The sequence below is a fragment of the Vibrio sp. YT-19(2023) genome (genome assembly GCF_033337395.1).
The window spans coordinates 17,890-41,107 of sequence record NZ_JAWOQN010000040.1 but is presented as its reverse complement, the minus strand read 5'-3'; the positions used below and the strand labels follow the sequence as shown (position 1 = coordinate 41,107).

Sequence of the window (23,218 nt, the reverse complement as noted above, 5' to 3'; positions counted from 1 at the left end):
GGCTACGACGATTGATGGGCGTAGCCGCTCAGATCGTAGTTTCTTGATTTAGTTCCATCGAATTACGCAACAAAGCCTTAATAAACAACAAAATAAGGCCTTCATCGCATTTAACTAACTCGTTACTGAGTAAACAATAATTTTAGTTTCTGCTGAGATTTTATAAATTATTGACTCAGTCTGACACTTTCTGTGTAACAGAGTGCGAGTTTTAGTTAAGTTCTCTCAAGTGCCTCGAAAACCGTCTTAATTTTTTTTGACGAAAAAAAACTCTCTGAAATGCTGAGTGTGATGCTTTTGCACGTGGAGTAAATCCAATCATCTTATCTGGTGCAAGAGCAGCCTATGTTCTAGGTAGAACATGAATCCAAGGATTGAGAGAGAAGTTATGATTCGATTTAACCTATGTGCAGCTGGAGTTGCTTTAGCGCTATCAGGTGCTGCAGTTGCGGCTCCAACCGCACCAAGTATCGATATGTACGGTTCCAACAACCTTCAGTTTTCTAAAATTGAACTCGCGATGGAAACCACGTCAGGCTACTACGACATGGTGAAATACCATGAGCAAGCGAAGATCACTGTTAAATTTAACCAGTGGAGTGGCACACCTGGTGACACTTACAACGTCTATTTTGATGATGTAAAAGTAGCAAGCGGCCCTATCACTGGTAGCCAAACAACAGCTTCGTTTGAATACGGCCAAGGTGGCTTATACCAAATGGAAATCGAAGCATGTGATGCGACAGGTTGTGCGAAAAGCGCACCAGCTGAAATCACAATTGCAGATACCGATGGTTCTCACCTGAAGCCACTAACGATGAATGTTGATCCAAACAACAAAACCTACAATACCGATCCAAGCGTCGTGATGGGTACGTATTTTGTTGAATGGGGCATCTATGGCCGTGACTACACCGTCGATAATATGCCGGTCGACAACTTGACTCACATCCTTTACGGTTTTATCCCAATTTGTGGCCCAAATGAGTCTGTGAAGTCTGTTGGCGGCAACAGTTTCAACGCGCTACAAACTGCTTGTACAGGTGTGCCTGATTATGAAGTCGTTATCCATGACCCTTGGGCTGCTTATCAGAAGAGCTTCCCACAAGCTGGTCATGAATACAGCACGCCTATCAAGGGTAACTACGCAATGCTAATGGCATTGAAACAACGTAACCCTGATCTAAAAATCATCCCATCGATCGGTGGTTGGACACTGTCTGACCCATTCTTCGATTTCGTGGACAAGAAAAACCGAGACACATTCGTCGCATCAGTTAAGAAGTTCCTGAAAACTTGGAAATTCTACGATGGTGTTGATATCGACTGGGAATTCCCTGGCGGCGGCGGTGCAGCAGCCGATAAGGGCGACCCTGTAAACGATGGCCCAGCATACATCGCACTGATGCGTGAACTGCGCGTAATGCTTGATGAATTAGAAGCTGAGACAGGCCGTACTTACGAGCTAACGTCCGCTATCGGTGTCGGTTACGACAAGATTGAAGACGTAGACTACGCAGATGCGGTTCAGTACATGGATTACATCTTCGCAATGACTTACGACTTCTACGGCGGCTGGAACAACGTTCCTGGTCACCAGACTGCGCTTTACTGTGGTTCATTCATGCGTCCTGGTCAGTGTGACGGTAGTGGCGTTGATGAGAACGGCGAACCGTACAAAGGTCCTGCTTACACAGCAGATAACGGCATCCAACTTCTTCTTGCTCAAGGCGTTCCTGCGAACAAGCTAGTACTTGGTACAGCAATGTACGGTCGTGGCTGGGAAGGCGTAACTCCAGATACGCTAACCGATCCAAACGACCCAATGACAGGTACTGCTACAGGTAAACTGAAGGGCAGCACAGCGCAAGGTGTTTGGGAAGATGGCGTAATTGACTACAAAGGCATTAAGTCATTCATGCTAGGTGCAAACAACACTGGTATTAACGGCTTCGAGTACGGCTACGATGCACAAGCAGAAGCACCATGGGTATGGAACCGTACTACGGGCGAGTTGATCACATTTGATGACCACCGTTCAGTGCTAGCAAAAGGTAGCTACGCGAAGTCTCTTGGTCTTGCTGGTCTATTCTCTTGGGAAATTGACGCGGATAACGGTGACATTCTAAACGCGATGCACGAAGGTATGGCTGGTGGTGTGGTTCCTCAACCAAACCGTAAACCAACAGCCGCAGCTGGCGCAGATCAATCGGTAACAGGTCCTGCAAATGTGGTTCTAGATGGCAGCCTGTCAAAAGACTCTGACGGCACCATCGCAAGCTACGCTTGGGAACAAGTATCTGGCACAGCAGTGGTACTAACAGGTGCAAACACAGCGAAAGCAAGCTTTGATGCAGCAGAAGTTACTGTTGAAGAGCAATTAACTTTCAAGCTGACGGTGACTGATAACGAGGGTGCAACGGCATCTGACCTCGTTGTAGTAACAGTGAAACCAGCAGGTGTTGTTGACCCAGTGAACAGCGCACCAGTAGCACAAGTTGTTGCTCCAGCAACAGCAAACGCTGGTGACGTTGTGGTTGTAGATGCATCTGCGTCTAGCGATGCTGACAACGATACCCTGACATTCAACTGGACTCTACCTCAAGGTCTGAATGCAACGGTTGAAGGCTCTAAAGTCACGTTCACTGCTGCGGAATACCCGCAAGACACAAGCTTAAGCTTCACTGTAAGTGTGAGCGACGGTAAAGCGTCTTCATCGGCAAACGCGACAGTGGTTGTTGCACAGCACACAACCGATCCGAACCCTGGTACTTGTGACAACGCATGGGATGCGAGCGCAGTGTACACAGGTGGTAACCAAGTGACTCACGCAGGTAAAACGTGGGAAGCGAAATGGTGGACTCAGGGTGACGATCCTAGCCAATCTGGCGAATGGGGCGTTTGGAAAGAAGTTGGCGTAGCTAACTGTAACTAATTTCAGCCTTGCAGACGTTCTGCTAAATAAACAAAGGACAGCTTCGGCTGTCCTTTTTGGATTTAACCTCTTAACGAGGAGAGCAACACCAGAGACGAAAAAATCTGAGGTGTTACTTTCAAATCGACTTAGCCCAAAACGGAGCGAGTCAATCAGTAAAAGTAAGGGTTACCAAGCACTATCGAGCAAACGGTCAAAACTACTGAAGACTTGCTCACACTTCATCACTCGACCATGCCCCTGACCTTGTGTTGTCACTAACTCAACGTTTTTAATCTCTTCAGCCGCTTTTGCCGAGACACTGTATTTGGTGAACTTATCTTGCTCATCATGAATAATAATGGTGTGAGACGGACGCTCAGACAAACGCTTCATCGGATCAATGGACTGTAACGGATAGCCAAATTGGTCTTCAACTTCTGAAACCACAGCATTAAAAAGCTTCATCGAGTAACCGGAACGCGCAATGCTACCGAATAAGTTCTCTACGTAATTTAATACCGGAGCAATAAGCAGCAAAGGCTTGTTTTCTAATTTGCTGTGTCGGCACTCAAGAGCAGAAGCGGTGCCCATGCTGTGCCCAACTAGGCCAACAACATCCTCGACCGTATCCAACACATCTTCTAATCCTCTGACAAACCCCGGAATGTGCCCATACTGCCCCTCACTCTCACCATGTGCCGGATGATCGTACGCCAAAGCAGTAAACCCTTTCGACGCAATATGTTCCATCAGTGGATAAAACTGACTTGCCGTGCCAGACCAACCATGAGTTAGCACCCAAATAGGTCCAGAGCCCAAAGTATAGGTTTTGATGATGCCTGCATGCCCTTTAATTTCACCTTTGATAAGCCCTTGAGGTTCAATATTTTTAGGTTGCGTACGAGCAGGTGTCAGAAGAAGCTTGCGCGCGGTCTTCTTTGCATGTGACGGGGCCAGTGTATGGTGTAACCGAGTACTAATGTTCACCAAACTGCGCTTAATACTGAAACGTTGCGATGTATTAAAGTAAATTTTTTCACTCATAATCATGTCCTTAACTATCAGCTTTGCACAAAATAGAACGGTCGTGCTTTTTTACGCTGATAAGAAAGAGCGAACTCAGCCGCTCTTTGTGATTTTATGTCTACGAATCTGGGAAGCGAATAACCGATATTAGCCTTTCCAGCGAGAAAATAAGTTGTCGATCCCTTGCCAAAACAGACGCAAGCTTTCTTGCTCACCTTTAATTGAGTAAAAAACATGCGCACTCAAATAAAGACCGTACAAATCAAACGTTGCTTGGCGTGTATCTAAGTCTGCTGCAAATTCTTGCTTCTCTTTGCCTTTCGCTATTTGGATCTCCAAATAGCTCAGCCAAGTGTCTATGGATTTACGCAGTCCGGCCTGAAGCGGGCAATCTTTATCTGCCGTATCATTCCAAGCGTCAAGAAACATACAACTTCCTTGGAATGCGTGATTCCAAGTCATCCAAGAGTCGAGCAACCCTCGAATTTTACGCTCGATATTGCCATCCCCGAGTTCTCGAGCAGGCTCAATAACCCGATCAGCGAACACTTTATTGGCGTGATCAAGCACCGATAGCTGTAAATTCAACTTCGAATTAAAGTGGGCAAACAGACCACTTTTCGACATACCGCATTGCTTGGCTAACTCTCCAATCGTAAGACTTTCTAATCCGTCTTCGCTGGCGATCTCAAAAGCCCGCTGCAGAATAAACTCTTTTGTCACTTTTCCTTTTTGCATAGTCTTATTTTTAGCACGATCGTTCTTTTTTGCAATCTCGAGTTAACTGGTCTAACCATTATTCAGTGCTATTTTCGACTCACGAATCAGGTATTGATTGCGTTAATAGGTTAATAATTAAGAAGTTTGAAGTAAGTCTTAATTTTCAAAACAGCTTCAATGTAAGCGCAAGTCTGTTGACTTTTTCACGTATTACTTCAGTAACAACCTGCTATTTTCACCTAAGTTTTTTATTTAGGTAAACAATGTAATGGCAAAGAAACAAAAAATAGCCAGCTTAGAGTTTGCACGTATCATTGCGATGCTTGCGATTGTGGGTTTGCATTGCCAGATGGCACTGACGTACTGGCAGTGGGATGGGATACCATGGGTTGGCTATATGCTCAACCAACTGGCTCGTTTTGCTGTTCCGTTGTTCTTTCTCATCTCGGGTTATCTAATCCAGCCGAAGTTGAGTCACTCACCTATTGATACTCTTAAGAACTACGCCAAACCGTTAATGAAGGTTTGGCTCATTTGGAGCATGATCAGTTTACTGATGCCATTCCAATGGCAGACGGTCGCTGAGGCTGGGTATCTCGCCGAAAGGCAAGGTTATTGGGGGTACTTAATGTCAACCCCGATCAATTCACTCATCGAAGGCGGACTCGTTCATCTGTGGTTTATTCCGGCTCTGGTCATTGCCGTAGCGTTAATTGCCTTTCTCGTGCATATCAATATGGCGCAACTGATACTGCCAACCGCAGTATTGCTATACATATACGGGGTCTTTGCTGGCAGTTACGCGACCATTACCGACCTGCCAGCGCCTTTCTTTACTCGTAACGGGCCTTTTTTCAGCACGTTGCTAGTTGCTCTAGGTTATTTCGCACGAGAAGCGCAGTGGCGGTGGTCGAGAAACAATACGGTTCGATGCATTATTCTTGGCATGGCACTGCATTTTGGTGAAGCTTACTGGCTGATGCAACATGACATCGCTTTCAACTCGCACGACTTCCTATTCGGTACCGTTATCTGGACTGTAGGTGTCTTTATGTGGCTTTTGGCTCACCCTCATTTTGGCGACATGCCTTGGGTCTTCAAACTATCTCCTAGCGTGTTAGGAATATATGTTAGCCATCTGCTTATCATAATTGTCATGATGAATGTCGCTGGATTTATCGGGCTGCAACACCTCGCGAAAGATGTGTTTATTTATCCTGCAACGATTGTTGCAACCATACTGCTTGTGAAAGCAATTGACACTTCACCGTTGAAAAAATGGCTCCTACGCTAAATGCATTCAGCTCTAGATATAGCTAGCTTTAACTCAAAAGGGTTAGAGCTAGCCAGTTAAAAATGAGATTTCTCTCTCACTGACCAATTTTTGACTTTCTAATCCTTCAGAATTTGCTTTCACTCACAAAAAACATTGTTCATTTCCTTTAAATTGGCTCGACTATTACAACATTGCTCATTAAACGGAGGCTGTATGTGGGCAGGTCAAGGACTCGTTCCTTTTTTAGAGATTAGTCACTGGTTAACTTACGGTTTATATGCCGCTGCGGTTTTATTCGGCGCAGCAAGCATTGCGTCACTCAGAAAATAGTGGCGCACACTATCATTTCCTAACTCCTACTGTTAATTCGAGCTCTCTCACAACTAACTCATTCATTTGTGGCTAATATTTCTCCAACCAGACAAAGGAGAAATGTCTATGCCAATCTATCCAATTGTGGCTTTCTGCTGTTTGTTGTTCTCTAGCGCCACCTTTGCTGCATCAACCAATGAACTGAACCTCGTTAATTCTGGTGTCGGTTACGCGGCTCTGATTATCTTTTCGATCGCTTACATACTGGTTATGTTGGAAGAGTATCTGAAAATGAGAAAATCCAAGCCAGTGCTGCTCGCTGCAGGGTTAATTTGGATTCTGATTGGCTACACCTTTGCTCAGCACAACCAGCCTGAAATCGCCAAATCCGCACTAGAACACAACTTGTTGGAATATGCCGAGTTGCTGCTGTTTTTGCTCGTGGCGATGACTTACATCAACGCAATGGAAGAACGCAAACTCTTCGATGCCTTACAGGCGTGGATGGTTGGTAAAGGTTTTGGATTCAAAAAGTTGTTCTGGCTGACGGGGTTTCTCGCTTTTGTCATTTCACCGATTGCCGATAACTTAACTACAGCCCTTTTGATGTGCGCTGTAGTGATGAAAGTCTCTGGTGATAATCCTAAGTTCGTCAATCTTGCTTGTATCAACATTGTTATCGCAGCCAACGCTGGCGGTGCATTCAGCCCATTTGGAGATATTACAACCCTGATGGTGTGGCAGGCCGGTCATGTCAGCTTTGCTGAGTTCATTCCGTTGTTTGTACCGTCATTGGTGAACTACTTGGTTCCCGCATTTTTGATGTCACTTTTTGTTCCAAACACAAAACCGAATACGATTCACCAACACGTTGAGCTAAAACGCGGGGCAAGGCGTATTGTCGCGTTGTTCATTTTGACGATTGCCACCGCAGTCTCTTTCCATGCTATGCTGCACTTCCCACCCGTTATGGGCATGATGATGGGCTTGGCGTACTTACAGTTTTTCGGATATTTTTTGCGTCAAACTCTTAAACACTCACTCGCAAAAAAAGCAGCTATGGCAATTGCCAATGGCGATGATCAGGCATTGAAGCGCTTAGGCTCAGTGGTTCCGTTTGATGTGTTTCATCGTGTGTCTCGAGCCGAATGGGACACCTTGTTGTTCTTCTACGGTGTTGTAATGTGTGTTGGCGGTTTAAGTTTACTTGGCTACCTCGAACTGGTTTCAAATGTCATGTACACGCAATGGAACCCAGTCTGGGCAAACGTAATGGTTGGTGTCCTATCTGCAATCGTCGATAACATTCCGGTTATGTTTGCTGTACTGACCATGGAACCAAGCATGTCGATGGGCAACTGGCTACTGGTCACATTAACCGCAGGTGTCGGTGGCAGTTTGCTTTCCATTGGCTCCGCGGCAGGCGTCGCTTTAATGGGAGCCGCGCGTGGACAATACACCTTCTTTGGCCACCTAAAGTGGGCTCCCGTCATCGCCTTGGGTTATGCCGCCAGTATTGCGGTACACTTGTGGATGAATAGCGGTTTATTTACTTAAAAACACCTAGAATTAGTCACTTAACTTGCAATGTAACCTAACGGTCGGATGGATGGTTAACGCCATCCATCACTTCAATCGCTCCCAACTCATATGGGTTGACGCCCTCTAAGCAGCCGACATTATAGCCATACTCACTCGGGTCAGAACGACGCTGATGGTGCGTATAAATACCGCACTCGCCACAAAAAAAGTGCTTCGCAGTGTGTGTATTAAATTGATACTGCTTCAAGACGTCTTCGCCTTGCACAGTACGAATACCGTTCAAAGGTACAGATGCTACAATCGCGCCACGACGTCGACACATAGAACAGTCACACCGTCTCGGTTTCTCAATACCATTGGGTAACGCCAGTTCCAACTCAACTTTTCCACAGTGACAACTCAGTCGATGTAATCTGTTGATTTGGGTGTTGCCAACTTTCTTAATCATAACTTTTCCTTGTTGTTTTTCTATCTGTGTACATTATGTTAAATAGGTTAATATCATCATAATCTCGTCCAAAAACTCGACATCCATCACTTTTCGCGACATTTTATTGGCCGATTTGTTAGTTGCTATTTTGGCGACTGTCTATCGCGTCCGTGAGACGTGTTATCTCCGGCGCGGTTTTTAAACCAAGGAAATTAATTTATGGACAAAGATCATAGCCTAAGAGAGAACCTCTTGGCTCTGACGCTCGGCAGTGCGTTAGTGTCACTTGGGGTGATATTTTTTAGCAAAGTAGGATTGATCACTGGCGGTACGGCTGGCTTGGCGATCTTCCTAACCAAAGTGAGTGACTTCAGTTTTGGTCAGATATTTTTCGCTCTTAACCTCCCTTTTTATATTTTATCTGTGATGCGCATGGGTTGGCGCTTCACTATCAATACCTTTATTGCAGTTTCGATTGTCTCTTTTGCGGTCGATCATCTGCATCATGTGATTGAGATTTCACGAATCGAACCTTTCTATGCGGCACTTTTGGGTGGTGGGCTGATTGGAATCGGTATGTTGGTAATTTTCCGTCACAAAATGAGTTTGGGTGGCTTTAACATTCTAGCGTTGTACCTTCAGGAACGTTTTGGAGTTCGAGCGGGTAAAGTTCAAATGGCGTTAGATTGTGCCATCGTGGTGATGTCACTGTTCATTGTAGATGTGCACCTTATCGCTCTATCTGTTCTAGGTGCCATCGCAACGAACTTGATTTTGGCGATGAACCATAAACCAGGACGATACCAAGCAAAAGCGCAAGCAGCATAATCATCGCTGCATAGTCAACACCCCTAAAGCCCCCAGCCAGTCGCTCGGGGCTTTTTCATTCAACGCTAAGATCACGTCAACGAGCTCGTTTTGCAGTGCTGCTGCATCTCTTCATCCAATTTAGCTTTATATTTCTGGCTAAGATGGAAGTGTACTTGCATCAACAAGTCATGTGCGTGGAACAGCTCAAACGCGTCGCTACCATTTTGCTGACAAATAGCCTCACAGCGCTCAGCATGCACTTTGGCTTCTTGCGGTTTATCCGCTTTAAGCAAGCTCATCGCTAAGCGATACTCTGCGCGCTCTTCTTGCATCCAACCCCCTGCCACTTTCCAATAGTCTAGCGCGAGTGTCGCTGCTTCTAACATCTTCGATTTTTCCATGCACGTGCGCTCAGCCAGCGCTTCGTACTGACATGCTAAGTTGTTTGCAGTGATCGCGATAGCGCGCGCTAATGGCCCTTCTGCATCGTTCGGCGTCATTCCTAACGCTGCCTTCACCAACCATTGACTCGCCAGTTCAAGCTGAACAAGTGCAGAAAGTTCATTCGAAATCAAAGCGTAAACTCGGCGTTGTTCTTGCTCTTCCAATAATTCCATATTGTCAGTGCCATCTACGAAGTAGCGCGCAACGGCAATACTGCGTTGAAATGCCAAACTCTCGGCAACCTTGCGTTCATCAAAGTGATCTAAACAAGTAAGAAACTGTTCTGGGCACTGGAGATGCCCAATAGCGGTATGCAGCATCAATGCGAATATTCGCTCGATTTGGGTAACGTCTTCCACCTCGCTCAGAGCCGTTTCTAGCTGAGCATAAATTTGTTCGGGATTTTCCTCGTGATGCTGCCAACACTCACTTATGAAGGCATCAAAATCCGTTTTGAAAGGCATGTCCTTATTGTCCTTCTTCTATTCGTATAACGATTATGAAACTCTACACTATCGTTACCCCTGTGTAGCACGCTTAATCCCAATACGAGAATCGCCTCACTTAAAGCGGTGTACCTTGCTCCAACGCGAGCAAACGTTGCTTGCGCTCCACTCCACCTGCATACCCAGTCAGTTTTCCGCTTTTGCCAATAACGCGATGACAAGGCACCACGATAGAAATCGGATTCTTCCCGTTTGCTAACCCAACAGCACGCACAGCTTTAGGGTTACCTATCGCATTCGCGAGATCTTGATAGCTCCACGTTTCCCCATATGGAATGGTCGTTAGTGCCTGCCAAACTTGATTTTGAAAATCAGTGCCTGTCGCTGCAAGGGGCAAATCGAATTCGTTGCGCAGACCAGCAAAGTATTCATCCAGTTGGGTGACAGCTTGGCGCAAGACCGGATGCTGCTCGTCTCGCACCCCCAGCTCACTCGGCTTAGTGGTGCATGTTTCAAACCAAATGCCAAGTAAGCCCTCAGCGTTCGATTGGATAGTCACCGTTCCTAGTGGACTCGGCATTTCGGTATAAAATGTTTTCATGATTGATTCCATAAGTGAAACGTCGCGTAGCTTCCCCAAGGGGCCGTAGTGTGCGTATTCAGTGATGGGTAACGCTGCATCGCCTTTTTCACCACTAAGTCTTTATCTAGAAAGCAATCGGGTTGAGATTGCCCTCGCAGTTGAGCATAACTGACGGTCCAAGGTCCAATGCCTTTCAAAGCTAGCCAGTGCTGGGGGTCAGCTTCTGAGTTGTCCTGCATAAACTGGGCGAAGCGCACTAGCGTCTCTTTACGGCTTTGCGGCATGCGCAAAAAGCTCACGTCGGCGTTCGCAATATCACTGGGAGTCGGGAAAAAACGTTTTTCTGACTCTCCACTAAGTGTGGCCACCAATAAGTTAAGTTGACCAATCGCAGCTTTAACCGACACCTGCTGGCCTAAAATCGCTCTAACCCCTGCTTCCCATGCATTCCATACACCAGGAATACGAATACCTTTACTCGACACGAGCCCAGGCGCGACATACTCCAAATGCTGCTCAACAGTACAAATATCAGCGTCAAGATCGAACATACGACGAATGTCAGACACCAAGTTTTGCAGCTTCGTTACGTCTTCAATTTCAAACGCCAGTTCTAAGTATCCTTCACCTTTTGTCGCTTTAAACCAGGCTTTGCTGTTATCCAAAAAAACGTTGCGCTGATAACTCTCATCACTCACTAGCTCAACCCCCTCAACCGCTCGCAAACGATAGAAGTCCAACATGTGCGACCAATTCAACTCACCTCGATAAGGTAAGGCAACTCGATTGCAACCCGCACCATCAAACTCTTTACGGCGTACTTGAGAAGGCGTTAGTTTGAGAAACTTTTGAAAAGCATCGTTAAAGCGGCGCGTACTGTTAAAACCTGATGCAAACCCCACGTCGGTGACCGACATAGAGCTGGAGTGAAGCAACTGTTTGGCGAACATTAGTTGCTGATATTGCGCATACTGCTTGGGTGACATACCTAGATACTGCTCAAACAACATACGTAAGTAACGGTCAGAAATCCCAACACGCTCAGCCAACTCAGACACCGAATGGTGATGCAACTCCCCTCTATCAATTAACGAAATCGCTCGTTGAAAGGTCGTCTCGACACCTTTCCATGCCCAAGATCCAGGCGCGCTATCAGGTCGACAGCGTAAACACGGGCGGTACCCTGCTTGAAGGGCTTGCGTCTTATCAGCGAAATACTCAACATTTTCTTCTTTAGGCAAATTTGCCGGGCAAATCGGACGACAAAAGATTCCCGTTGTTTTTACCGCCACATAAAATCGCCCATCAAAACGACTGTCTCGCGCGACTCGCGCCTTGTGACACTGCTCGAAGGTCAGTGAGGTATGGGGGTGAATAAACATAGTGCTTTCCTTGCTCATGCCTTTTGTCATTTATTGTTCATAGGCATCGTTCAATATAGTGTTATTGTAGCTTGCTTAAGCGCCCACAATTAGCCATTTTCGGAACTCAATATTGAGATTTATTGGCATTAGCGCTTTTGTACACTAAAGTTAGATCCAGAACATCACAACAACGTCGGCTAAAGGGAATTGGCATGGACTTACATACTTGCGTAATTGTATTAAGAAACCAAAAGGTTATTACCAGTAAATCCGTAGATCATTCTATTGGAATTATCGAACGAGACTCAGATAACGAGATCTCAGAAATTCAGATTAATGCGACGGATGGACGTAATATTCGAACTTATCACTACAACAATGTAGAGGAGTCATTAGAGAGCTTAATGAACCTCTGACGGTTTTCTTTAACACACCTTTCTCCCTTGTTAAAAGCGAAAGCAATAGATCACAGTACATGTGCTCTTTTTTTGTTTAACAGCAAAAATGTTTATCGAAAATAATGACAGACCTTGATTTAAAACAGACAATAATCGGCAAATAAACACCCGAATATAAAAATCAAGACATTGATTTAAATAAATAAAAACCAATCATTCAATTTTTTAGAACGAGTTTATCAAAATCCTCCCGTTATTTTTATGTTCGCCTCTACCTAAACTGTTCTCAACAGCACGGGAGCACACGCTTCCCACTCATTGAAAAGAGTCAGAGGACAGAATCATGAAAGCACTATTACAGAAAATTACCACGTCAAACGCAGGTTACAGCGCACTATCACTTCGCGTTCCAATCGGCATTATCTTTATGGCGCACGGCGCACAAAAACTATTTGGCTGGTTTGGTGGCTACGGGCTAGAAGGCACAGGTCAGTGGATGGCATCTATCGGTTTAGGTCCTGGCGTGCTCATGGCGTTACTTGCGGGCAGCGCAGAGTTCTTTGGCGGCTTGTTCATTTTACTTGGTCTGCTAACTCGACCAGCAGCGGTTGCTTTGGCGTTCACGATGGTGGTAGCGATATTCTCTGTCCACTTTGAAAATGGCCTATTCATGGCAAACAACGGTTACGAGTTTGGCTTAGCATTACTGGCAGCAAGCGTTTCTCTGGCGTTCTCTGGCGCAGGTAAAGCAGCGTTAGATAACTTTTTAAACAAAAAGCTCTCTTAAGGAGGCCTTATGATTACGGTAAGACATGCAGCAGACCGAGGTCGAGCAAACTTTGGCTGGCTTGATAGCAAACATACGTTTTCTTTTGGTAGCTACTACGATCCTCAACATATGGGCTTTTCTGAGCTGAGAGTCATTAATGACGATGTAGTCAAGCCTGGCGCGGGTTTTGATACACATGGCCACCGTGATATGGAGATCATCAGCTATGTGTTGGAAGGTGTTATCGCACACAAAGACAGTGAAGGTAACGTCAAAACACTACCTGCAGGTGAATTCCAACTCATGTCGGCAGGGAAAGGGATTTACCACAGTGAGTACAATGCATCGAACCAAGATACGCTGCGGTTTCTACAGATTTGGATTCAACCGAACACATTTGGAACCAAACCAGGTTATCAGCAAAAAGATTTTGGTCGCAATCCTGGGTTAACGACTATCGCAACTCCAACTGGAGAAAACGGCACGCTACTTATTAAGCAAGATGCGACTTTGCATCAGTTAATTCTTGAGCCAAGTAGCGAACTAAACTTTGAGATTGAGTCGGGCCGAAATCTATTCATCCATCAAGTGACTGGGAGCCTTAGTGTCGACAATACCACTTTGACGGCTGGCGACGGCGCGAAGATTGAACACCAGAGTAAGGTTGTTTTGCGCAATACATCAAACGAAAGCACAACAGCCCTGTTGTTTGACTTACCATAACTATCGATTCATCGAGATAAAAACAAAGCCGCCTTGATTTCTCAAGGCGGCTTTTTCGTTTTTCTGACTTTTCATTCAACGCTATTCGTCGGAAGTGCCAGAACCAATTTGCTGAAAACTGTAAGCGGTCAGTGGATCGATCTCTTTGACAATTTCTTCCACTTGCTTAATTGCGTCTACAGACGAGCTAGCTTTACGATAGCTCAAATAGATAGGGCGACACCAATCTTCTACTCCAGACACCTTGTGAAGCTGCCCATTAGCGATAAATGGCTCCACGAGAGAGATTGGTAAGTACGCGGCTCCACCCTTCTCTAAAATAAAGTCCAATGCGATACGCGCTGTTGAAGTGCGTAAATATGGAGCCGGAATCTTAGGGTGACGTTCAGAATGCTCCGAGGAGAAACGCGTCCCCCAGTCAACGTACACATATTTGTTTTCGAAAACGGTATCTAAAGAATCTTTCTCAGTTGATACCAGAACGAGAACAACATCTGCCACTTTTTTACAGTTAAGCTCATCAGCTTTGATCTGATCGAACGCAAATGCCATATCTAACGTGCGCTCTAGCAAGCTACGACTGAGCATCTCACGTCCCATCACTTCTGCCATGAAGCCATAACCACCAAACGAATCTGTGACGACACTTAAACAATTCTGTAAATAAGCGTCCCAAATGTTTGGCGTGCCACCTAACGTTAGTTGCAGCGCTTTGCCATCTTCAAGCGATAATTCTAGCTTCGCTTGTTGCAATGTAGTGACCATTACCTCGGCATAGCTGATTAAGCGCTCACCTGCAGAGGTCAACTTTATGTTATTTCGATCACGAATAAACAATTGCGTATCGAAGTAACTTTCCAATTGTTTGATACGTGCGCTCACAGCGGCTTGGGTAATATAAAGGTTCTCAGCAGCACGTCCGAAGTGACGAACTCTTGCCAGCTCTAAAAATGTTCGAAAGACTTTTACATCCATAAACCATCTCCTGGTTAATATAAAACCAGATTAACAACTAATTAAAATCATGACGACAAAAAAGTTTTGTTTTTCTTTTGTTAGATTTAAGCCTAATTTTCGCCGTAAGTTCACTACATTCATCAATAACGGTTACAGAGGCTGTTGACATGTCTGACACTGAATTCCGTCATGGCAAAAAACGTTTTTACGATAACGTAAAATTCCCACGCGGCTTTGCAAAGTCTGGCGATTTTACTCTTTCAGAAGAGGAAATCCTAACAATTTATGGGGATACAATGCTTGGCTTAGAGTCAGGCGAATTAACACCTGAAAACAGCGAAGAGAAACACTTCATCAAGGTGTTAGAAAACCCGGGCAAAGCAAAAACAAAACTTGAGCGTACGTGGCTAAAGTACACCCAACTTGCTCGTGGTCGCAAGCGCTTCCATACGCTAAATGGTCGTAACAAGCCTGACGCCACAGAAGAATACATTGAAGAGAGTTTGGTTGAAGACGATTAATAACCAATAACCTAGTTCTCGCCTTTTTCTAGTAGTAGGCGAAAGCTCGTTTGACTTTACTGAGCGAGCAAGACAAGTTCATTTCTTCTCCTAAAGCCCAAGGGGGCGTTCTCCCAAGGGCTTTTTTAATATTTGGGTGATGACCGTTTACTTGGCGAGCGTCGCAATCTTTTTCAGAAAGCTCTCTTTCAAATGCTCTTGGTCATATTCCAAGTGATAGGTGTTGTGGAAGCCAATTTTTAGCTCAACACCATTCCCTCTCAAGAAAACGTTGTACCCATCGTAGTCAGAAAACGCTTCTACACCTTCATACATTTTACCAAATTCGGTTGGCGTACCGTTGTTCATCACACATTCGTAAGCCTGTAGTACTTTGCTCGGATCTAACTCATTTTTCATACCGAATTCCTCACTGGTTTACACATTTCAATTATGGTTAAAGAATGAGCGCCATGCCATATCTAACCCATAATATTTGAAGTTCGTGTGCGATTTCGCACTCTGTAGGTTGTTAAAAAACAAGGTTAAGTAAGGTTGTTAAAAAACAAGGTTAAGTACGAAGGCAGAACTTAATTTAGATCATAAATTTTATCTATTGATTCGTCAGTTTCATAATGCAATTTCTTTGTAAAAAATCGTCTTATAAAAGCATTTAGATATAAAAATCGTCGACAAAACCAACATTGGTTAAAGAAAAAGCAAAATTTTGACCTAAAACAATAGCAGTTCGCCATTACTTATTTTATAATGCGAATTAATGTTTCAGTACATCGTCAATTCCAATAACTAGGGGCACAAAATGAGACTTATCCCGTTAACTCGAGCAGCACAAGTAGGTAAGTGGGCAGCTGCGCATATCGCTAAGCGTATCAACGACTTTAAACCTACTGCTGAGCGTCCATTCGTTCTGGGTCTACCAACTGGTGGCACTCCTCTAGCAACCTACAAAGCCCTAATCGAGCTTTACCAAGCCGGCGAAGTCAGCTTCAAAAACGTCGTGACTTTTAACATGGATGAGTACATTGGCATCCCTGCGGATCACCCAGAATCTTACCGCTCGTTCATGTACAACAACTTCTTTAATCACATTGATATTCAAGAAGAAAATATCAACCTACTGAACGGTAACACAGACGATCACGACGCAGAATGTAAGCGTTACGAAGACAAAATTAAGTCTTACGGCAAGATCAACCTGTTCATGGGCGGCGTGGGTAACGACGGTCACATCGCGTTCAACGAGCCAGCGTCATCTCTTTCTTCTCGTACTCGCATCAAGACCCTCACTGAAGACACTCGCATTGCGAACTCTCGCTTCTTTGACGGCGATATCAACCAAGTGCCTAAATACGCGCTGACTATCGGTGTTGGTACGCTTCTAGACTCAGAAGAAGTGATGATCTTGGTCACTGGTCATAACAAAGCTCAGGCACTTGAAGCAGCCGTGGAAGGTTGTGTAAACCATCTATGGACAGTTTCTGCACTTCAGCTTCACCCTAAAGCGGTGATCGTATGCGACGAACCAGCTCAACAAGAACTGAAAGTGAAGACAGTGAAGTACTTCTCTGAGCTAGAAGCAGAAAACATCAAAGGCTTTTAACCCATAGGATGGCAGCCTAGAAACACACTAAAAATACAAAACCCGTGTTGAACACGGGTTTTTTCTTATCTGAACAGCGGGGCTTAAGTCGTTAATAAGCTTTAATACCAAACTGACGAAGACGCTTAGGAAGCACTTCATCCAACTTGTCTAGTTCACTCGGTTCGACTTCGATAAGGTTGAAATGATGCTGCTTATAAACAGTACGAATGGTCTCACGGTCGGCCTGAGCCATCTCCCCATCGTCACTTCCCCAAAATTGCAAATAGACTTTACCGCCTGGTAAGTAAAAATCGCTAGTGACATCTTGGTCAATCGGCAGCTGACGCTCATAAGCGTGCACTACACCAGCCAAGTACAGCCAGTTGTCAATGAGCAACTCACCCTTAGAGCGTACGTAATGCCCATCTAATGTTCGGTGCTTGGCTTCAAATTTTTGGCGAAAGCTTGAGTACGATTTATCCGTAGAATGTGACTCCGCGTCTTGCCCTAAAAACTCAATGACAGACTGCTTAAGACGCTTGTTACGCAGCACCACATCGTGCCATACGACAAAGGTATTTTGTGTTTCTTTATCGGTTCTTTGCTGCCCACCAGCGCGCACACCAGCTTCTGTGACACTCCATCCCTCTTCGGATTTGGTCAACCAACCCAGTTCACTCAAAAGCTGGTTCATGCGCTTCGCATTCAATTTCAGCTTTTCACCCAGTTGTGTCGCGCTCAATGTTTTCCCTGAGCTGGGAGTCAGCTCAATATGTAAGTTGGTCGGCCAGACGATGAACTGGCCAAATTTAGGGTGATCCACATACTCACCGCCAAACTTTGCCCCTTCTTCGGTCAAAATCCACTTTTCATCTTGGCGAACGATGTAGCCTGCACGTTTGAGATCGGCAAACAGCAGCTTAGCTTCTACCTTGCGCATTTTCGCTAATGCCGACGTCGATATTTTTTCAGACATGTGGGTACCTCATGCTGCTGCAAAATTGAACACTATGTCGTCATAGTAACGCATTGATTTCACGGCTTGAAGTCAGGCAAACAAGATTTCGTGTTACAAATAGCAAAGCCAGCGTATAGGTGCTGGCTTTGTTATTTCGGTAAAAAAGCGAATGTTATTTAATAAAAGCGATGCATCCTTGCAAAATCACTAAATTCACAATGTCGATGAAGAATGCACCGACAATTGGAACCACCATAAATGCTTGTGGTGATGGACCATATCGACTCACGATGGAGCCCATATTCATGACCGCAGTCGGTGTAGCACCTAACCCAAAACCGCAGTGTCCGCTAGCGATCACCGCCGCATCGTAGTTGCCTCCCATCATGCGGAATGTTACGTAGTAAGTGAACATCGCCAACACTGCCGACTGAATAGCAAGAATAATAAGGAATGGGATCGCAAGATCGAAAATATTCCACAATTTCAAACTCATCAAGGCCATGGCAAGAAATAGAGATAGTGCAACCGTGCCAAGAATATCAACGGTTTCTAAATCAACCTTGCGCGCCTTCGTCACTTCCATGATGTTAGTGATAACAACACCAATAAACAGCGCATACACAAAATCGGGAATCATTAACCACTTGATGTCAAAACTGCTTACCCAACTCTCGAGATACTTCGCGCCTGTCACGCAAAGTAGAATGATGGACAAGCTTTCAACGACTCTTTTCGCTGTGACACGATCTTCCTCATGTTCGTTGTACGTCACCAGTTCAGGGAAACTCTGATGACTTTGATTGGTGCGTCCGTATTCCGATTCCAAGTTGTGTTTGTTTAGTAGCTTTTGTGCAACAGGGCTGCCAATAATCCCGCCCATCACCAAGCCAAATGTAGCAGAAGCCATTGCCACCTCTAGAACATTATGCAAACCATACATTTCTTGAAAAGTTTGCGACCACGCAGCTCCAGTTCCATGTCCGCCAGAAAGCGTAATGGATCCGGCGATCAACCCCATGAGTGGATCTAACCCCAACGCTGTTGCTAAGGACACGCCGACCGCATTTTGGATAAGAATGTAGACCGATGCCACAACTAGGAAGATGAAAACCTTCGCACCGCCTTTAATCAGTTGGGTGTAATTTGCCGCTAAGCCAACGGTTGCAAAAAACATCAGCATAAAGACGTTTTGCAGTGGTAAATCAAAGGAAACATCCACACCGTTTAAGTGCATCGTCGTGATGACGCAAGCGACCACTAGACCACCAACAATTGGCTCTGGAATATTAAATTTTTTTAAGGTTGGTAACTTGGTATTGATGAACTGCCCTAAAAACAACACGCAGATTGCGACGAGGAACGACTCCTGTGGGCCGATAGATATTACCTGATTCATGAGACCTCTTAACTCTACTCTTTCTCATTCATTGAGCACGAGCTCAACGTGAGATAGGTGCCTAAGCCAGTCAGATTGCCTCTCGAAACTTTTGTTTTCTAGGCCTCTTTGACCATCAATTCTCATCAAGTAAGAAATAGGCAGAACTAAAATTATGCTAATTATCATTCAGTGAGAATATTCATTTAGAACAGGCGATAAGTGTATTGATGGGACGAGAAAAACAACACTTCTCAACTTATGAGAAGCAATTAATTTCCATATAAAACAAAACCTCAAAACAACGACCACATAGGTGGATATTTAGAGCGAATGAGACAGGCGGATACACTAGGTTTTAAATTATTACTTTCTCTCTAATGCACTAGGTGTTATACATATATATAACACCATATCAACCAAGAGATTCACTCATGACTAATTGGCATGATCGCCAACCGATATTTCGACAGTTGGCAGACCAGATCACACAGCAAATACTGCAAGGTGTCTGGCAAGAAGGCGATGCTCTGCCCTCCGTCCGTAGCATCTCTGCAGATATGAAAATTAACCACCTCACAGTTATGAAAGGCTATCAATTGCTTGTTGATGACGGGCTAGTGGAGAAAAAACGCGGTCAAGGTATGTTTGTCGCTTCAGGAGCAAAGCTCAAATTACTCGCAGACGAGAAGGCACGTTTTCTTCAGCAACAAATTCCACAGATAGCCGACACAATACAGCGTCTGGATATGTCACTCGACGAATTCATTCAACAACTAAAACCACACTTGAAAGGTGACCAATGAGCGCATTAGTCAGTGTAAACAACGTCTCCAAGCAATATCAGCAACAAGGAGAAGCACTGCATGAAGTGAGTTTCGACCTACATGTAGGACAAGTACTTGGCTTACTCGGCCATAATGGCGCAGGTAAATCAACGCTTATTAATGCCCTACTCGGTGCACATGAATATCAGGGCACTATTCGTATCAACGGATTTGAACCCATTATGCAACGCGACAAGATAATGCAGAGCTTATCCTACATCTCGGATGTCAACGTTCTGCCAGATTGGATGACCGTTGCTCAACTGCTTAACTATACCGAGGGCGTGCACCCAGGGTTCAATCGCGCCCAAGCAGATACGCTACTTCGTCAAACGGACATCAAACCTCGTGCGCGTATCAAATCTTTATCCAAAGGGATGAAGGTGCAATTACACCTCGCGATTGTGATCGCGACCAACACCCAAATCCTCATATTGGATGAACCGACACTCGGGTTAGATCTCGTGTATCGCGAGACGTTTTATCGTCACTTATTGGAATGGTTTCACGACGGCGAGCGCGTGTTGATCATCGCCAGTCATGAAGTATCAGAGATTGAGCACTTGCTGACAGATGTTCTGATTCTTAAGCATGGTCGCCCCGTTCTGCAAACCTCGATGGACAGTATCAGTGAAGACTATTTCATTCTTGAAGCCAACGACGAGCACCGCACACAAATTGAAGCGATGAACCCACTCTCGTCACAAAAAGGCCTCGGTTCAACGAAATGGTTACTCAAAGCCCAGTATGCCCAACAAGCAGAAACAATGGGTTCCATCCATGGGGTGAAGTTAGCGGATCTATTTTTAGCATTGCAGAAGGAGGCAGCGTAATGCGTTCAGTTGTCGCGATGTTGCAAAAAGAGTGGTTAGAAAACCCTCTTGTTTTACGTATACCACTGTTTGTGTTGGCGTGTGGAGTTATTCTCTTTGTGAGTTTAATGAGTAACGATACTCTACAACACAATATGTTTTTCCAAATGAGCTTTGGTGGCGATGTCAGTGACATTCACAGAGAGCTTGGTGATGACGTCAATATGTTGATTACCGGAGGAGCAGGGCTGCTGTCTATCTTGTTAGCCGTTCAGTACTTCCCAAGAACGCTACGCAAAGAACGGGCGGAAGGCAGCATTATGTTTTGGCGCAGTATGCCTGTCAGTGACATAAAAACCCATTTAGTGAAGCTAGGGTTTGGCTTATTGGTGATTCCGCTCGTCTGCTCGGTGCTCGTACTCGCTGCAAATTTAATGTTGTGGTTGCTGAACATCTCTACTGATCACCAATTGGCTTTATTGTACCGCCAAGCCTCGTTAGGTTACGTGCTGCTGCATTGGGGAGAGTTTTTAATCAGAATGTTGTTCGCCGGTATTCTGCTGTTACCGCTGGCATTAACTGCGATGGCTATTTCACAAAAAGTGAACTCACCACTGGTCATTTTGTTTATCGCCATTTATGCGCTACGTTGGATGCCTATCGCACTTTTTGGTTACTACGGGCTAGATCACTTTTTCTCCGAAGTGCTTTACCTTCCGCTGCACGCCATTATTACACCAAACCCATTCAATACCATTCCTCAAGCGGGTTGGTTAAACGTTGGCATTTACGCCTTCATTGGTATTCTTGGTTGGACAGCTAGCCTCAAGTTCAGCCGAACCATTCAATAATCCGTCGTCCGATAAACGGCCAAAATCGAGCCATAAAAAAACGGTCACAACCTGTGTTGTGACCGTTTTTATTTCGACCTTAGGAGATCATGAACTTAAATTTAACCAAGGAATGAAATGTAACCTTGTAAAATGATTAAGTTAACGATGTCGATAAAGAAAGCCCCCACAATTGGCACCACCATAAATGCCTGCGGCGACGGGCCAAATCGGTTAACGATCGAACCCATGTTCATTACGGCTGTTGGGGTTGCACCCAAGCCAAAACCGCAGTGCCCCCCTGCAATAACCGCAGCATCGTAGTTGCTTCCCATCACTTTGAACGTAACATAGTACGTAAAGATAGCTAAGACGACAGACTGCACAGCTAAAATAACCAAGAATGGAATCGCTAGATCGAAGATATTCCATAACTTCAAGCTCATCAGAGCCATCGCTAAGAACAGAGATAGCGATACCGTACCTAACATATCGACCGTTTCGGCATCTAACTTACGAATCTTGGTCACTTCCAAGAAATTCGTAATGATCACACCAATGAATAGCGCATATACGAAGTCTGGAATCATCAGCCATGAGATTTCATACGTGCTTACCCATTGCTCGACATACTTGGCCCCAGTAACACAGATCAGTAGGAAGAAGAGTTTCTCCACCACTTTTTTCGCCGTTACTTTATCTTCTTCGTATTCATTGTAAGTCACCAACTCCGGGAATTTCTCGTGAGTTTTGGCATCTCGACCACCACGACCATACTCAGACTCTATGCTGTTCTTTTCCACCAGACGCTGCGCTACAGGGCTACCAATGATACCGCCGATGATCAAACCAAAAGTCGCTGATGCCATTGCAATTTCTAAGACGTTATCCAATCCATACACGTCTTGAAAGGTTTGTGACCACGCAGCACCTGTACCATGACCACCAGACAGAGTAATCGAGCCAGCAATTAACCCCATCAAAGGATCTAAACCGAGCGCCGCCGCAAGTGAAACGCCAACGCCGTTTTGTATGATGATGTAAAACGATGCGACAGCTAAGAAGATAAAAACCTTCGCACCTCCTTTCATCAACTGAGTGTAATTTGCGGCCAAACCAACTGTCGCAAAAAACATTAACATAAACGTATTTTGTAATGGCAAGTCGAACTCTAAATCGATGCCGTTGAAATGAAGAGCAGTAATCATGCAGGCCACAATAAGGCCACCTACAATCGGCTCAGGTATGTTGAATTTCTTTAAAATCGGTAGCTTAGCATTAATAAAATGCCCCAGGAAAAGCACACTAATTGCGACCAAGAAGGACTCCAGTGCACCTACAGATATTAAATGATTCATATCGCCTCTTATTATTGTTCTCTTCATTCTCCGTAATGAATGAGTGTTAGTTTAACCTTCGTTCAATAGCAAATTTTCTCGCTTTATTGTTTCGAAAATACTCAAAAAGTTGGTGTAGATGCGCCTTAGGCTAGTTTAAGGGGCGCTCCTTAAGCGATGTGTCAGTTTTTACGCTGTTAGCAAGCCCTTAAATGTGAAAGGAGCTGATACAGCTCCTTCAAATGGCCCCTCGCAA

Annotated in this window: 23 protein-coding genes; 12 read left to right on the top strand and 11 right to left on the bottom strand. The window is 44.9% G+C overall.

All coding sequences use genetic code 11. The features are described 5' to 3' along the window. Window positions 1-388 precede the first annotated feature (388 nt). Complete coding sequence (locus R7E78_RS21305; protein ID WP_318058216.1) at window positions 389-2,935, top strand: glycosyl hydrolase family 18 protein; 2,547 nt, start codon at window positions 389-391, stop codon at window positions 2,933-2,935. Between the two features lie 168 nt (window positions 2,936-3,103). Here R7E78_RS21305 and R7E78_RS21300 read toward each other — a convergent pair whose 3' ends face one another. Continuing rightward, window positions 3,104-3,961: an alpha/beta fold hydrolase gene (locus R7E78_RS21300; protein WP_065275584.1), complete on the bottom strand. Its 858-nt coding sequence runs from the start codon at window positions 3,959-3,961 to the stop codon at window positions 3,104-3,106. A gap of 129 nt (window positions 3,962-4,090) precedes the next feature. Then, a complete protein-coding gene (locus R7E78_RS21295; protein ID WP_005374416.1) occupies window positions 4,091-4,681 on the bottom strand; it encodes a TetR/AcrR family transcriptional regulator in 591 nt (196 codons plus the stop codon). Between the two features lie 250 nt (window positions 4,682-4,931). Between R7E78_RS21295 and R7E78_RS21290 the strand changes: the two genes are divergently transcribed. Both R7E78_RS21290 and nhaD read left to right on the top strand, forming a co-directional pair. Next, on the top strand, window positions 4,932-5,957 hold the full coding sequence (locus tag R7E78_RS21290; RefSeq protein WP_053303987.1) for an acyltransferase: 1,026 nt from the start codon (window positions 4,932-4,934) through the stop codon (window positions 5,955-5,957). A gap of 420 nt (window positions 5,958-6,377) precedes the next feature. After that, window positions 6,378-7,808, top strand: coding sequence for a sodium:proton antiporter NhaD (gene nhaD / locus R7E78_RS21285; RefSeq protein WP_005383238.1), 1,431 nt, complete (start codon window positions 6,378-6,380; stop codon window positions 7,806-7,808). A gap of 37 nt (window positions 7,809-7,845) precedes the next feature. Here the strand turns inward: nhaD and R7E78_RS21280 are convergent, their stop codons facing one another. Further along, window positions 7,846-8,241 carry a GFA family protein gene (locus tag R7E78_RS21280; protein ID WP_017633820.1) on the bottom strand — a complete coding sequence of 132 codons (396 nt, stop codon included), beginning with the start codon at window positions 8,239-8,241 and terminating at the stop codon, window positions 7,846-7,848. Between the two features lie 201 nt (window positions 8,242-8,442). Here R7E78_RS21280 and R7E78_RS21275 point away from each other — a divergent pair, with 201 nt between their 5' ends. Next, window positions 8,443-9,051, top strand: a complete 609-nt coding sequence (locus tag R7E78_RS21275; RefSeq protein WP_318058215.1) for a YitT family protein — start codon at window positions 8,443-8,445, stop codon at window positions 9,049-9,051. 71 nt (window positions 9,052-9,122) lie between these two features. Here the strand turns inward: R7E78_RS21275 and R7E78_RS21270 are convergent, their stop codons facing one another. The 3 genes from R7E78_RS21270 to R7E78_RS21260 all read right to left on the bottom strand — a co-directional run bounded on the left by R7E78_RS21270 (window position 9,123) and on the right by R7E78_RS21260 (window position 11,888). Next, window positions 9,123-9,941 (bottom strand): hypothetical protein, encoded by an 819-nt coding sequence (locus R7E78_RS21270; protein ID WP_318058214.1) that lies wholly within the window; start codon window positions 9,939-9,941, stop codon window positions 9,123-9,125. 100 nt (window positions 9,942-10,041) lie between these two features. Further along, window positions 10,042-10,524, bottom strand: coding sequence for a methylated-DNA--[protein]-cysteine S-methyltransferase (locus tag R7E78_RS21265; RefSeq protein WP_005374431.1), 483 nt, complete (start codon window positions 10,522-10,524; stop codon window positions 10,042-10,044). Beyond that, complete coding sequence (locus R7E78_RS21260; RefSeq protein ID WP_318058213.1) at window positions 10,521-11,888, bottom strand: AlkA N-terminal domain-containing protein; 1,368 nt, start codon at window positions 11,886-11,888, stop codon at window positions 10,521-10,523. The genes R7E78_RS21265 and R7E78_RS21260 overlap by 4 nt, the downstream gene beginning before the upstream one ends. Window positions 11,889-12,082: 194 nt before the next feature. Between R7E78_RS21260 and R7E78_RS21255 the strand changes: the two genes are divergently transcribed. The 3 genes from R7E78_RS21255 to R7E78_RS21245 all read left to right on the top strand — a co-directional run bounded on the left by R7E78_RS21255 (window position 12,083) and on the right by R7E78_RS21245 (window position 13,760). After that, a complete protein-coding gene (locus tag R7E78_RS21255) occupies window positions 12,083-12,286 on the top strand; it encodes a hypothetical protein (RefSeq protein ID WP_017633816.1) in 204 nt (67 codons plus the stop codon). Between the two features lie 325 nt (window positions 12,287-12,611). Further along, on the top strand, window positions 12,612-13,055 hold the full coding sequence (locus R7E78_RS21250) for a DoxX family protein (protein ID WP_005374434.1): 444 nt from the start codon (window positions 12,612-12,614) through the stop codon (window positions 13,053-13,055). 9 nt (window positions 13,056-13,064) lie between these two features. Then, the gene (locus R7E78_RS21245; protein ID WP_005383228.1) at window positions 13,065-13,760 is read left to right on the top strand and encodes a pirin family protein; all 696 of its coding nucleotides are present in this window, start codon (window positions 13,065-13,067) and stop codon (window positions 13,758-13,760) included. A gap of 81 nt (window positions 13,761-13,841) precedes the next feature. On the opposite strand, the gene R7E78_RS21240 is transcribed toward R7E78_RS21245, so the two are convergent. Continuing rightward, the gene (locus R7E78_RS21240; RefSeq protein WP_005374436.1) at window positions 13,842-14,735 is read right to left on the bottom strand and encodes a LysR family transcriptional regulator; all 894 of its coding nucleotides are present in this window, start codon (window positions 14,733-14,735) and stop codon (window positions 13,842-13,844) included. Window positions 14,736-14,884: 149 nt separating this feature from the next. Here R7E78_RS21240 and R7E78_RS21235 point away from each other — a divergent pair, with 149 nt between their 5' ends. Next, window positions 14,885-15,238, top strand: coding sequence for a DUF413 domain-containing protein (locus R7E78_RS21235; RefSeq protein ID WP_005374439.1), 354 nt, complete (start codon window positions 14,885-14,887; stop codon window positions 15,236-15,238). 147 nt (window positions 15,239-15,385) lie between these two features. On the opposite strand, the gene R7E78_RS21230 is transcribed toward R7E78_RS21235, so the two are convergent. Next, window positions 15,386-15,637, bottom strand: coding sequence for a DUF3081 domain-containing protein (locus tag R7E78_RS21230; RefSeq protein ID WP_005374440.1), 252 nt, complete (start codon window positions 15,635-15,637; stop codon window positions 15,386-15,388). A gap of 400 nt (window positions 15,638-16,037) precedes the next feature. Between R7E78_RS21230 and nagB the strand changes: the two genes are divergently transcribed. Next, window positions 16,038-16,838 carry a glucosamine-6-phosphate deaminase gene (nagB, locus tag R7E78_RS21225; protein WP_005374441.1) on the top strand — a complete coding sequence of 267 codons (801 nt, stop codon included), beginning with the start codon at window positions 16,038-16,040 and terminating at the stop codon, window positions 16,836-16,838. A 91-nt stretch (window positions 16,839-16,929) separates the two neighbouring features. On the opposite strand, the gene R7E78_RS21220 is transcribed toward nagB, so the two are convergent. Further along, window positions 16,930-17,796 (bottom strand): hypothetical protein, encoded by an 867-nt coding sequence (locus R7E78_RS21220; RefSeq protein ID WP_025768733.1) that lies wholly within the window; start codon window positions 17,794-17,796, stop codon window positions 16,930-16,932. 154 nt (window positions 17,797-17,950) lie between these two features. After that, window positions 17,951-19,177 carry a sodium/glutamate symporter gene (gene gltS / locus R7E78_RS21215; protein ID WP_025768732.1) on the bottom strand — a complete coding sequence of 409 codons (1,227 nt, stop codon included), beginning with the start codon at window positions 19,175-19,177 and terminating at the stop codon, window positions 17,951-17,953. Window positions 19,178-19,590: 413 nt separating this feature from the next. Here gltS (R7E78_RS21215) and R7E78_RS21210 point away from each other — a divergent pair, with 413 nt between their 5' ends. Genes R7E78_RS21210 through R7E78_RS21200 form a run of 3 tightly spaced genes read left to right on the top strand, consistent with a single transcriptional unit; the run spans window position 19,591 to window position 21,646 of the window. After that, window positions 19,591-19,962, top strand: a complete 372-nt coding sequence (locus tag R7E78_RS21210; protein ID WP_005374444.1) for a GntR family transcriptional regulator — start codon at window positions 19,591-19,593, stop codon at window positions 19,960-19,962. Continuing rightward, window positions 19,959-20,816: an ABC transporter ATP-binding protein gene (locus R7E78_RS21205; protein WP_318058212.1), complete on the top strand. Its 858-nt coding sequence runs from the start codon at window positions 19,959-19,961 to the stop codon at window positions 20,814-20,816. The genes R7E78_RS21210 and R7E78_RS21205 overlap by 4 nt, the downstream gene beginning before the upstream one ends. Continuing rightward, entirely contained in the window at window positions 20,816-21,646 is an 831-nt protein-coding gene (locus R7E78_RS21200) for a membrane protein (protein ID WP_017633815.1), read from the top strand. The genes R7E78_RS21205 and R7E78_RS21200 overlap by 1 nt, the downstream gene beginning before the upstream one ends. A 101-nt stretch (window positions 21,647-21,747) precedes the next feature. Here the strand turns inward: R7E78_RS21200 and gltS (R7E78_RS21195) are convergent, their stop codons facing one another. Next, on the bottom strand, window positions 21,748-22,983 hold the full coding sequence (gene gltS / locus R7E78_RS21195) for a sodium/glutamate symporter (RefSeq protein WP_005374448.1): 1,236 nt from the start codon (window positions 22,981-22,983) through the stop codon (window positions 21,748-21,750). Window positions 22,984-23,218 lie beyond the last annotated feature (235 nt).